Annotated in this window: 11 protein-coding genes and 1 pseudogene; 4 read left to right on the forward strand and 8 right to left on the reverse strand. The window is 46.0% G+C overall.

Features of this window, described 5'->3' with window-relative positions; translation table 11 throughout:
• Positions 1-12: 12 nt before the first annotated feature.
• Positions 13-663, reverse strand: a complete 651-nt coding sequence (locus PH235_RS11040; RefSeq protein ID WP_272162393.1) for a YdcF family protein — start codon at positions 661-663, stop codon at positions 13-15.
• A 167-nt stretch (positions 664-830) separates the two neighbouring features.
• Between PH235_RS11040 and PH235_RS11045 the strand changes: the two genes are divergently transcribed.
• Positions 831-1,592, forward strand: a complete 762-nt coding sequence (locus PH235_RS11045) for an SDR family oxidoreductase (protein WP_334223641.1) — start codon at positions 831-833, stop codon at positions 1,590-1,592.
• Between the two features lie 209 nt (positions 1,593-1,801).
• Here the strand turns inward: PH235_RS11045 and PH235_RS11050 are convergent, their stop codons facing one another.
• The 3 genes from PH235_RS11050 to PH235_RS11060 all read right to left on the reverse strand — a co-directional run bounded on the left by PH235_RS11050 (position 1,802) and on the right by PH235_RS11060 (position 4,397).
• Positions 1,802-2,197 carry a GtrA family protein gene (locus PH235_RS11050; protein ID WP_272162394.1) on the reverse strand — a complete coding sequence of 132 codons (396 nt, stop codon included), beginning with the start codon at positions 2,195-2,197 and terminating at the stop codon, positions 1,802-1,804.
• A complete protein-coding gene (locus PH235_RS11055; protein ID WP_272162395.1) occupies positions 2,190-3,164 on the reverse strand; it encodes a glycosyltransferase family 2 protein in 975 nt (324 codons plus the stop codon). Before PH235_RS11055 ends, PH235_RS11050 begins: the two co-directional genes overlap by 8 nt.
• A gap of 75 nt (positions 3,165-3,239) precedes the next feature.
• Positions 3,240-4,397, reverse strand: a complete 1,158-nt coding sequence (locus tag PH235_RS11060; protein WP_272162396.1) for an acyltransferase family protein — start codon at positions 4,395-4,397, stop codon at positions 3,240-3,242.
• Between the two features lie 194 nt (positions 4,398-4,591).
• Here PH235_RS11060 and PH235_RS11065 point away from each other — a divergent pair, with 194 nt between their 5' ends.
• A complete protein-coding gene (locus PH235_RS11065; RefSeq protein ID WP_272162397.1) occupies positions 4,592-5,218 on the forward strand; it encodes an FMN-dependent NADH-azoreductase in 627 nt (208 codons plus the stop codon).
• 195 nt (positions 5,219-5,413) lie between these two features.
• Here PH235_RS11065 and PH235_RS14595 read toward each other — a convergent pair.
• A pseudogene (locus PH235_RS14595) lies at positions 5,414-5,497 on the reverse strand (family 1 glycosylhydrolase); the annotation flags it as partial.
• A gap of 284 nt (positions 5,498-5,781) precedes the next feature.
• Between PH235_RS14595 and PH235_RS11075 the strand changes: the two are divergent.
• Positions 5,782-6,561 carry a DeoR/GlpR family DNA-binding transcription regulator gene (locus PH235_RS11075; protein WP_086629655.1) on the forward strand — a complete coding sequence of 260 codons (780 nt, stop codon included), beginning with the start codon at positions 5,782-5,784 and terminating at the stop codon, positions 6,559-6,561.
• A gap of 2 nt (positions 6,562-6,563) precedes the next feature.
• Positions 6,564-7,250 (forward strand): HAD family hydrolase, encoded by a 687-nt coding sequence (locus PH235_RS11080; protein WP_272162486.1) that lies wholly within the window; start codon positions 6,564-6,566, stop codon positions 7,248-7,250.
• Positions 7,251-7,615: 365 nt separating this feature from the next.
• Here the strand turns inward: PH235_RS11080 and lacG are convergent, their stop codons facing one another.
• Genes lacG through PH235_RS11095 form a run of 3 tightly spaced genes read right to left on the reverse strand, consistent with a single transcriptional unit; the run spans position 7,616 to position 11,073 of the window.
• A complete protein-coding gene (lacG, locus tag PH235_RS11085; RefSeq protein WP_272162398.1) occupies positions 7,616-9,019 on the reverse strand; it encodes a 6-phospho-beta-galactosidase in 1,404 nt (467 codons plus the stop codon).
• A gap of 15 nt (positions 9,020-9,034) precedes the next feature.
• Positions 9,035-10,750 (reverse strand): lactose-specific PTS transporter subunit EIIC, encoded by a 1,716-nt coding sequence (locus PH235_RS11090; RefSeq protein ID WP_272162487.1) that lies wholly within the window; start codon positions 10,748-10,750, stop codon positions 9,035-9,037.
• A gap of 5 nt (positions 10,751-10,755) precedes the next feature.
• On the reverse strand, positions 10,756-11,073 hold the full coding sequence (locus PH235_RS11095) for a PTS lactose/cellobiose transporter subunit IIA (RefSeq protein ID WP_016173973.1): 318 nt from the start codon (positions 11,071-11,073) through the stop codon (positions 10,756-10,758).
• Positions 11,074-11,191 lie beyond the last annotated feature (118 nt).

Raw genomic sequence — 11,191 nt, forward strand, 5'->3', positions numbered from 1 at the left:
CGCGCTCCCCATTCACGAGCCGCCTTCCCCTATATCGATGAAATTATATAACCCTAACCAATAACCGACTGTCTTAAAGATTTCATACTGAGCCAGTCGCCTGCCGAGCTGGGTTTCGATCCAGGGCAAACCGTACGGGCCGCCAGCGGAAACGTAGATGAACGTCAAGTCCTTCCCTTTTGCCGCTTTCTCGAAGCTGTACTTGACCCGGTTCATGTGATAATCGCTCGAAACAACAATCGCGGAATCGTAGCCGTTCTCCTCCATCAACGCGATGCTGAAGACGGCATTGGTCCAAGTGCTGGTCGCCTGGTAATCCGCCAATATGTCATCATCCATCATGCCCAGTTCGCCGTATGGCTGCAGATGCAACAGTTCGGCATCCACAAGCAGCGGGGAGACGATAATCTTGCCGGACTCGGAATAGCCTTCATCCAGCAACTCGGATGCCTTGATGCCCCGCTCCGGCGCGCCTTCCGGTACGATGATGATGTCGGATACGGCCGGCTCTTCGTTTATTTCCAGATTGGCGAGGATGTAGAAGCTGATCACCAACGCGACAGCAGTCACAATTAAAAAAGTATTCAGCAGCAGCATTGTTATTCTGGTCGATTCGTCCGTCTTCAGGAGGCTGCGCTCCTTGTCGAATGGATAATTTGCCATCTTCCGCTTTCCACATCCTTTCCCACGTTATTATCACTCTATTTTATCCGAAATGAAGAAATAAGCCATCGCTTTTTGTATTTTTTCTTCTGCACAGATCATCATCCGATACTTGTAAGCGCCATCGTGATATGATTGAACCAACAAGTCATGAGGAGGAAATCAACATGAGACTGACGAACAAAGTTGCTGTTGTGACCGGAGGCGCTTCGGGTATGGGCGAAGCCATCTGCCGCAAATTCGCAAAAGAAGGCGCAAAAGTAGTTATTGCTGATTACAACTACGAGGGTGCACTGAAAGTCGCAAACGAAATCAACGCCGAAACCCTGGATGCTGCCGCTGCCATAAAAACCGACATTTCCATCGAAGCCGATGCCGACGCTATGATCGATACCGCCATCGCTCTCTTCGGAAAAGTGGACATCCTCGTCAACAACGCCGGCATTATGGACGGCTTCGAACCGGTCGGGGAAGTCTCGAACGAGCGCTGGGACCGGGTCTTCGCCGTGAACGTCAACGGTCCGATGTATGCGAGCCGCAAAGCCATCCAATATTTTCTGGAACAAGGCCATGGCAACATCATCAACATCGCCTCGATTGGCGGTCTGCAAGGTGGCCGCGCTGGCGCAGCTTATGTCGCTTCCAAGCATGCTGTCATCGGGTTGACGAAAAATACAGCCTTCATGTACGCGAAAAAAGGCATCCGCTGCAACGCAATCGCCCCTGGAGCTGTCGCTACCAATATCGCCCAATCCATGGGCACAGTCAGCAAATTCGGCCAGGAAACGACCGGCGTCGGCATGGTGATCAACCCGGCTTTCGGGACGCCCGATCAGATTGCTTCTGTCGCACTCTTTCTGGCATCCGACGACTCCAGTTTCGTCAATGGCGCCGTCGTGACCGCGGACGCTGGCTGGACCAGTTACTGATTTAGGCTTACTGTTACAGAAAAACGAATGCGGCTGTTCCAAAAGGAGGCAAACGCATTCGTTTTTTTATATTCTTAATGTCCTCTGGATAAACGAAGCGGCTCCTCCGGCGAGGAGATCCTCACCGGAGGAGGCAACGCTAAAATACTCCCTACTCCGGTGAGCGTAATCTCCCCGGAGCAGGCGTTCTGATTTTAGCCCCTTCGCCATTATCCGTTTTTGTCCTCCAGCCAAACTTTCCGGGAAATGAAATTCCAGGCCATCACGAACACGGTGGCGGCGATTTTGGCCACCAGATAGTATAACCCCACTTGATCAACGAACAGCCACATCAGCAATTGGTTCAATCCCAAACCTATGACGCTGAGGGTGACAAATAACAGCAACTCTTGGCGCTTCTCCGCCGCACCGAAGCGGCTCGTGAAAACATAGCGCATGCTCGCTGCGTAATTGAACAAAGTCGCCGCCACAAAAGCCATCGCGGCGGCCGTCAGATAATGAAAGCCGATGAAATCGGCCAAAATGTAAAGAATCAGAAAATCCAGTACAGTAGCCACTACACCGACGAGTCCAAACTTCACCACTTGGGCCAACAGTTTAGTCATTGTCTTGCCCCTCCCTGTAATTAGTCGGCAAGGTAATATCTGTCTCCTTCAAGATATAGATCGGCCGCCTTTTGGTCTCCATAAAGGTTTTCCCCAGGTATTTTCCGAGTATCCCCAGACAAAGCAACTGTAAGCCCCCCATCCCCAAAATGATGACGATGAGCGAAGTCCAACCAGATGTTTCGTTTCCGAAGACCAAGGTCCGCACGACAATGATCAATGCTCCCAAAATAGCGACCGCAAAAGACAGGACCCCGGTTAAGGCAGCAATCGCCAACGGTGCTTCAGAAAAGGCAACTATCCCATCCAGCGAATATTTGAACAAGCTCCAGAACGACCATGTCGTTTGGCCGGCGACCCGTTCCTGATTTTCATAGGGTAAGTATTTCGTCTCGAAGCCAACCCAACTGAAAATCCCTTTCGAAAACCGATTGTATTCGGTCATTTCAAGGACCGCATCGACCATTTGGCGCGTCATCAAACGATAATCCCGGGCGCCATCGACGATTTCCGTATCAGAAATGCGGTTGATCAATTGATAGAATTGCCGCGCGAAAAAGGAACGGATTGGCGGTTCGCCTTTGCGGTCAATGCGTTTCGTGCCGATGCAATCATATTCGCCTGTGCGGATCAACGCAAACATTTCCACTAGCATGTCCGGCGGGTCCTGGAGATCCGCATCCATCACGGCTACGTAATCCCCGGTCGCATGGCGCAGCCCTGCCACCAGCGCGGCCTCTTTGCCGAAGTTCCGCGAAAAGGAAAGGTAGTGCACCCGCTCATCCAAAGCGGCCGCTTGCTTCAATTCCACCAACGTGGCATCCTTTGAACCGTCATTCACAAAAATCAGTTCGAATGCGGCATCCGGCAGCTGATAGCTGACTGCCGCAATCGCTTTATGGAAAATCGGGACCATCTCCTCCTCATTATGGCAAGGAACGACGATGGAAATGATATCTTTTGACATGTGTCCACCTCTGCTTATTTTTTCAGAATTCTTATACTTCTTTCTATAGTATCATATTTGAGGCGGGTTGGCCGTCTAATTCTTGAAATGATTGAGCAAACTAAGGCACCTAGCTTCGACGTGCTTCTGCCACAGATACGCCACCGGCAAAGCGAACAACGGCGAAAGCAACAGCGCCGTTTCCGGGGGGATGACCTGTCCCAAAAATGTCACGAAGAGGATGATCGACGTCGTATGCGTCAGGTACAGGCTGAAGGACAGCTTTCCCAAAAGCAGCAGCAGTTTCGATTTGAAGAAGGCGGTCAAATGCGGAGATTCCATGCACAGCAGCAGGAACAAAATGATGCCCAGCCCCGTCAGCAACAGCGCGTGCCGCACCCGGAACGATAAACCGAGCGCCGACAGGATCCACTGGCTCGGGATCAAGAATGGGATCGCCAAGGCCGACAGGATCCGGAAACGGCAGTGCTCCCGCACAAATGTCCGGATGGCCGGAAGGTGCTTCGCCAGCACTGCCCCCATCACAAAAAAGATTGCATAGTAATTGGTTCGGTTGAGCGACTCCGACAGTTGTGCCAACCAGGCCGTGCCGCTGCGCATGCCCCAGTTCGTCAATGCCTCGATCCCCAACTGCACGACAGTATAATATCCAAGGACCTTCCCTGTCCGGTTGCGGTGAAGCGCTACAGCCAAAAAGGGTAGGATGAAGGACAAGCGCCATTCCTGGACCATGCTCCAAAAAGCGCCGCTGAGGATGTTCAGATTGTAGTCGTACCCGAGAAAATACAGCAGCATCTCCAGCGCATTCGGCACTCTTTTCCATTTCACATTGAACGAACCACTCAAGTCGATCGTGTCATGTTTCCATGCTCCGAACAGCGCGATCAGGATGACCGTCACTGCGATGATAAGCACATAGGGCAGCATCAGCCGGATCCAGCGTTTGATGATGAACGGCTTGAAGTCCAGCTTCCGCCCGTTCAGATAAGGCCGCGCCAGGACGAAACCGCCGATGATGTAGAAAACCAGCACCGCTTCATTGCCGCCCCAGATCATTTTCAAGGGTGTCTGCGTCGCCACCCTCCAAAAGGAATTGGCAAATATTTTGTATTCATTGGCGCTGTAGCCATAAACTGTCCAGACCGCCATGTGGAAAATCATGACAATAAGGGAAGCCAATCCCCGCATACCGTCAAAAATTTCAATCCGTTGGCTTTGGCCGGATTTTTGCATAAACATTCACTCCCGTTGTTTCGAAACTATCGAAATATTCTTTACTATGGTAGTTCAAATGTTACAAAATTTCAAATTATTTATTTTTTTGAGCATTCCGACTATTTATTTCGAAGCCGAGATGTTATACTGTACTTACATGCGGTAAGTGAACTGAAAACCGCATCAAATATACAATAAGTGGAGGAACACACATGAACGTTTTAGTAGTAAAAGGAAACAACAGACCAGCAGAAGAGGCAATTTCTTCAAAAATGTACGAAACTTTTTTGGCTGCAGCCAAAGAAAATGAAAAATTGAACATCACAACTTACAATGTCTTTTCAGAAGACATGCCTTACTTGGGCCAAGATCTTTTCGGCGCTTACGGCAAAATGGCAGTCGGCGAAGAATTGACTGACATCGAAACACGCCTTTTGGCAGCAAAACAAAAAGTTATGGATGCTGTGACTGCAGCTGACGTGATCGTTTTCGCATTCCCATTGTGGAACTTGACGATCCCTGCTAAATTGCAAACATTCATCGACTACATCTTCGCAGCCGGCTTCACTTTCAAATACGACGAAACTGGCCAAATGGTCGCTTTGATGCCTGAGAAGAAAGTTATCCTTCTGAACGCACGCGGCGGCAACTACTCCTCTCCTGAAATGGCTCCATTGGACATGGGCGTCAACTACATGCGCAACGCATTCGGCGGCGTATTCGGAATGGAAATCATCGGCGAAGTCATCATCGAAGGACACGCAGCTGTTCCTGATCAAGCAGCAGCAATCATCGAAGAAGGCTTGGCTAAAGTAGAAGCATTGGCTAAATCACTATAATCAAGAAATACGGACGCGCACTAGCAATCGGCTGGTGTGCGTCTTTTTTTGTGCCTTTCCAATTACACCCTGATCTGATAACGGATCACCGGGAGCTGTGCTCCGGTGAGAGGCCCTTCCCCGGAGCTGGCGATGTATTTTCACAAAAAAAACAGCACATCAGCTGGTTTTTTTGTTGCTAATCAGAATTGCGCCGAAATGATGCAGCGTCACGAATGGCAGCACATCTTGTTTTTCACATTCCGCAAAGACTTTATGATAGAAATACACACCTTCTTGATATGCAGCAGTGGCCCAACCAAATAGAAGATCTTCAGGTGATCGAAACAGCTGCCTCTCCCCTATTCATGTTCATTAATGATTGTTTGTGTTTCTTTACGTCTTTACGGAAACCGCATCCAAATGATTTTCCAACAATTAACTTCACCTATATTGCATTAAAAAACATATTCTTGTTCGAAACCCCACTACTTTGTTATGTTTTTGTTTATTTTTGTTCGTTTACCATTGACCAGACCGTGAAATTGTGCTAAATTATGGATAATATAAAGAGGTGAATGAAAATGTTAAAAAAAGAACGCCTGTTAATACTCACTGAAATCGTCAACCAAGAAGGCATCATCACCGTAGCCGACATCGTCAAGCAACTGAATGTTTCCGACATGACCGTGCGCAGGGATCTGGACGAACTCGATAAGGCCGGAAAAATCCTGCGCATCCACGGCGGAGCACAAAGCATCAGCTACGCATTGGATCAGGAGCTCTCGCATACGGAAAAACAAGAAGTCCAAAAAGAAGAAAAGAAAGCGATCGCAAAGTTGGCGGCAAGCTACGTCGAGGATGGCGACACCATTTTCCTCGGGCCGGGCACGACGATCGAAATACTGGCGAGCTATCTCGGTGGCAAAAAAATCCGCATCATCACAAACAGCTATCCGGTTTTCGAAAATCTGCGCCAATACGACACCGCGGATATCATTATGATTGGCGGCGATTACCGGAAAAATACGGGTGCTTTCTTCGGCCCGATCGCGAACGACAACCTGAAAAAGTTGAAGTTCACCAAATGCTTCATCAGCGCCAACGGCATCCACAATGAAGCGATCTCTACTTATAGCATGGCGGAAGGCGAAACCCAGAACATCGCCCTGAACAACTCCCGCACAAAATACTTGCTGGCGGACAACAAGAAATTCAACCGGGACGACTTCTACAATTTCTACAACCTGCACGACATTGATCACCTGGTCACCGATGACCATATCAGCGCAGATCTGGTCACGCATTACTCGCAGTACGTCACCCTGACCCAAGCCCAAACAGAAGAAGGAGCTAACTTATGAAACTGAACGGCATCATTTTTGATTTCAACGGCACAATGTTCCAGGATTCGCATCTGCACGAACAGGCCTGGATCGACATGATCCAAAAGTACAGTCCAGGCAACGGGCTCACAGAAACAGAGATTCTGACAAACGTACACGGCCGCACGAACGACAAAATCTTGCGTCATTTTGTATCCCCTGACCTGACGGACGAGGAAGTGCAGAAACTTTCTTTGGAGAAGGAAGAACACTACCGCAGACTCTGCCTGAACAAACCGGAGCAACTCGTGTTGACGGACGGCTTGATCGAAGTGCTGGACGATCTGAAGGAGCGCAATTTGCCGCTGACGATCGCCACCGCGACCATCAAAGAAAATGTCGACTTCTATTTCGACACCTTCGCGCTTGATCGTTGGTTCGATCCGGACAAAGTCGTCTTCGATGACGGTTCATTCCCCGGCAAACCGGAGCCGGACATCTTCCTGCATGCCGCCAAAAAACTCGGGGTCACCCCCGAAGAATGTCTGGTCATCGAGGATGCTTATTCCGGTCTGCGCGCTGCCAACAGCGCGAACATCGGCATGATTATCGCGATCGATCCGTTCTTCAAGAACCGGGACACCTTCCAAAAGGAAAACCTCTGCAAGGACGGCGTCATCACGGACTTCAACGGCTTCACCCAGCGCATCTTCGAAGAGAAAGCCTGAAAAATTAAAATAGAACGCACAATCGGCTTATCCCGATTGTGCGTTCTATTTTTGTGGAGTTACGGTGTTGCCAAAGGTTACCGGATCACCGGAGCACAGCTCCCGGTGATCCGGTGATCGACGGCTTCGCCGGCGTTAGCCCCTATTTTTGGAGTTGTTTCCTCCGGCGAGCAGTCCCTTCGCCGGAGCTGGCTCTGAATTTTCCGACCTCTCACACCACCGTGCGCACGGTTCCGTACACGGCGGTTCAATAACTTAAGTATTTTACCACTGTGAAACCAAAACAAAAACTGTGGAACATGTGCTATCATCACATTCCACAGCTGAAAAATTTTATACTTTCCTACTCTATAAGAATAAACGTGCTATTCGATTATCTGAGTTTCTGCCAACTTCTTATACCAGTAAGCACTTTTCTTCGGATAACGTTCCTGTGTTTCAAAATCCACGTAGAATAATCCGTAGCGTTTCTCATAGCCATTTGACCATGAGAAAACATCCATCAATGACCATATGAAATAACCTTTCACGTTCACACCTGCTGTTATTGCATCTGAAATGATCTCTAAATGCTTTTTAACATAATCGATACGTGCATCATCCTTGACTGTACCATCTACAAATTCATCTTTATAGCCTAAGCCATTTTCAGTAATATAGATTTTTTTATAATTAGGATAATCATTTTTGACCCGCATCATTTGATCATATAAGCCTTGTGGATAGATCATCCAATCCCAATCAGTTCGTGGAACATCTACGTCAAATTCTCTTCTTCCGACACCTTTCAGCTGATATTTAGATCCGCCTTTAGCCCCGGTTGAATTATGCGTAATTTCTGATTCACCATCAAACGCACGCATCCAATCGCTCATGTAATAATTAATGCCCAGAAAATCATTTAAATCCTTAGCTGCTTCAAGAATTTCAAAATCTTCTTCACGAAGATCTAACTTGCCACCATTTATGGAGAGAATATGATTGACACCCTCCATCGTTTTTTGAGAGTACCTCCCCAAGTAAGTGGCATCCAGAATAAATTTGTTGTGAATGATGTCTTCCAATTCTGCTGCTCGCACGTCACCTGGATTGGATGGATCATAAGGGTACTTTGTTGGGAGCGCATGAACGACACCTATTTCTCCTGAATATCCCTTATCCTTATAAAACTTAACAGCTCTTGCATGTGCAAGCATCATGTTGTGATGGGATTGGAATAATTTTTCAAAATCATACTTGATCCCTGGAGGGAATTTACCAACTAAGTACTGACCATCACCTATCGGGCCTATTTCATTGAACGTAGTCCAATAGTTAACTTCTGAAAATTCTTTAAAACAGTACGCAGCGTAATCAACAAAATAGTCAATGTTTTTACGATTTAAGAAGTCTCCATCTGAATGCAACACTTCAGGAGTATCAAAATGATGCAGCGTGACAAAAGGTTCTACATGACGTTTATGGCATTCTGAAAAGAGATTATGATAGTATTCAACACCTTTAGGATTTACTTCACCAAAACCAGTCGGAAAAATACGTGACCATGCAATGGAAATTCGAATGCCGTTTACACCGAATTTTTCACTAAGTTCCAGGTCCACAGGATAAAGATGATAAAAATCACTGGCTGGCTCTGCTGTATACCAATAGTTTTCTTCAAGATAAGTATCCCAAGCTACACGGCCTTTTCCATCTGTTTGTGTCGCCCCTTCAGCTTGATAGGCTGCTGTTGCGCCCCCGAAAATAAAATCTTTTGGTAACTTTTTCATATTATAATCTCCTGTCTAGTCTTCAAATTGTTCCTGAACAAATGCAAGAGCCCCTTGGCCATCACGGGTCAATTTAATGTATTGACCTCCTTGCGTTTTAGCAAGTTTAACGCCCAATCTGTCAGTATCTTGTTTAATATCTTCGTAATTCGAAGCCACTTGAGGTGCCAGGATGATTAAATCATAGTCTTTCATGATATCCATGTGAGCACCATAGCTACCCGCTGCTGCTTTTACAGGAGCCCCATATTCAGCCGCAGCTTTATTTAAAGCATTAGCAAGAAGGCCACTTGTTCCACCGCCGGCACAAAGGACAAGAACATTTTTAGCTTCTATTATTTTATTTTCAAAAACTTTCGGATCATTCTCGTTCGTATCAGCACTTGCAAGGACCGCTTTGGCTTTTTTAGTATCAAAGCTACCTTCAACTTTTTCTTTCAAACTATCAATAGATGATACACCTGCTTTTTCTTCTTCAAGAATTTGTGCATCATAGACTTTAAAGAATGGGTAGTAAATCACTACGTCTACTACAATCAATGTAAGAGCGAGAACAAATGACATCAACCCGAATCCTGTTCCTATAACAATTCCCAAAGGACCTGGCGTTGTCCAAGGCAAATTCACACTAAAGCTGTTCATTCCAATAACATCAACGAAGAATTTGAAAATCCATACGTTAGCAATTGGTGCAAAAATAAATGGAACAAAGAATACTGGATTTAAAACGATAGGTGCTCCAAATAAGATTGGCTCATTAACCCCAAAGAAAGTTGGTACAACTGACGCTCTACCGATCGCCTTATTACGTTTTGATTTTGATAACCACATGAACATGAATGGAACAACTAACGTTGCACCCGTACCACCCATTGTAACGATAAACATTTGTGTTCCGGATGTCAGAATCTTATCTGCATGCTGTCCAGCTTGTAAAAGTTGGAAATTTGTTTCAATATTCGCATAAGTAATCGCTGCAATAGCAGGTTCAACGATAGATGGCCCATGTATACCAACAAACCAGAATAGTGCATATGCACCAAATATTATTGTAATGCCCAAGTAACCATCAGCCGCTGTGAATAGTGGCTCGAATAACTTAATAACAGACTCCGCCACATTCGTGCCCATAATGTTCCTAGTCAATATATCTAAACCATAAAGAACGACTATCACTAAGGTAAAAGGAATAATATCTTTAAATACTTGTGAAATGTTTGGTGGTACTTCTTCCGGCATCCGGATTGTCACATTATTTTTCACAGTGATATTATAGATATTCACAGTAATGAACGCTGCAAGAAACGCTGTCAATAGTCCTTTTGTCCCTAAGAATCCGTTTGCAAATCCACCGCCCTCAACTGCATCCGCAGCAAGGAGTAAGAAACCAGATATGGAAGCCAGCATAGTAGAAAGAAAGTTAATTTGATTTGTGTTTTCCAGCTTTCTGTTAAAGGAATCTGTTAAAGATTTTGCGGTTGTGCCAGCAACCAAAATTCCTAAAATCCCCATCGTATATCCGTATGGTTTCATAATCAAAGCTTCAGTCGATGCACTCCATGAGAAACCGAAGATATTAGGAACATATGCAATCAATAAGAAAATACTTGAAAACAGAACAACAGGCATCGCTGAGATAAAGCCATCACGTATTGCGCGTAGATAGATATTACGGGATACTTTCTCAAAAAAAGGTTTAGCTTTTTCAATTTGTGCAATCAAGGCATTCATCATAATTAGTTGCTCCCTCTTTTATACAATTCAATCATATGTTTCATCAAATCCCTAAGCAGTAATGTTGTCATCAAGTGATCCTGTCCATGCATCATCGTAACGCTGTAGGCAATATCATCGCCTGAAGCTTCCATAGTAAGCAAACTTGTCTGAGCTTTATGAGCCTCTTTGATGCTGGTATTTGCTTCTTCACATAATGCTTCGGCTTTATCATAATCACCTTTTTCCGCTGCTTTTAAAGCATCCAAAAGATACGATCGCGCTTCACCTGCATAGGCAACAATTTCAAACCCTAATAAAGTAGCTTCTTCCCTGTTCATTTCATTTCCTCCAATTTGTTCAGATTTTTTCTTTCCAAGATGTTGCTGCCATTCCAAGAACTTTGCTTAGTGTATCGATATTAAAGCCAGTCTTTCGCCACCATTTACGTGCAGCTTG

Source organism: Trichococcus sp. K1Tr, from assembly GCF_028309625.1.
Lineage (GTDB): Bacteria > Bacillota > Bacilli > Lactobacillales > Aerococcaceae > Trichococcus.

Coding starts and splice junctions, on each gene's coding strand:
- PH235_RS11040 (WP_272162393.1), bottom strand. CDS start 663: ATGGCAAATTATCCATTCGACAAGGAGCGCAGCCTCCTGAAGACGGAC.
- PH235_RS11045 (WP_334223641.1), top strand. CDS start 831: ATGAGACTGACGAACAAAGTTGCTGTTGTGACCGGAGGCGCTTCGGGT.
- PH235_RS11050 (WP_272162394.1), bottom strand. CDS start 2,197: ATGACTAAACTGTTGGCCCAAGTGGTGAAGTTTGGACTCGTCGGTGTA.
- PH235_RS11055 (WP_272162395.1), bottom strand. CDS start 3,164: ATGTCAAAAGATATCATTTCCATCGTCGTTCCTTGCCATAATGAGGAG.
- PH235_RS11060 (WP_272162396.1), bottom strand. CDS start 4,397: ATGCAAAAATCCGGCCAAAGCCAACGGATTGAAATTTTTGACGGTATG.
- PH235_RS11065 (WP_272162397.1), top strand. CDS start 4,592: ATGAACGTTTTAGTAGTAAAAGGAAACAACAGACCAGCAGAAGAGGCA.
- PH235_RS11075 (WP_086629655.1), top strand. CDS start 5,782: ATGTTAAAAAAAGAACGCCTGTTAATACTCACTGAAATCGTCAACCAA.
- lacG (WP_272162398.1), bottom strand. CDS start 9,019: ATGAAAAAGTTACCAAAAGATTTTATTTTCGGGGGCGCAACAGCAGCC.
- PH235_RS11090 (WP_272162487.1), bottom strand. CDS start 10,750: ATGAATGCCTTGATTGCACAAATTGAAAAAGCTAAACCTTTTTTTGAG.
- PH235_RS11095 (WP_016173973.1), bottom strand. CDS start 11,073: ATGAACAGGGAAGAAGCTACTTTATTAGGGTTTGAAATTGTTGCCTAT.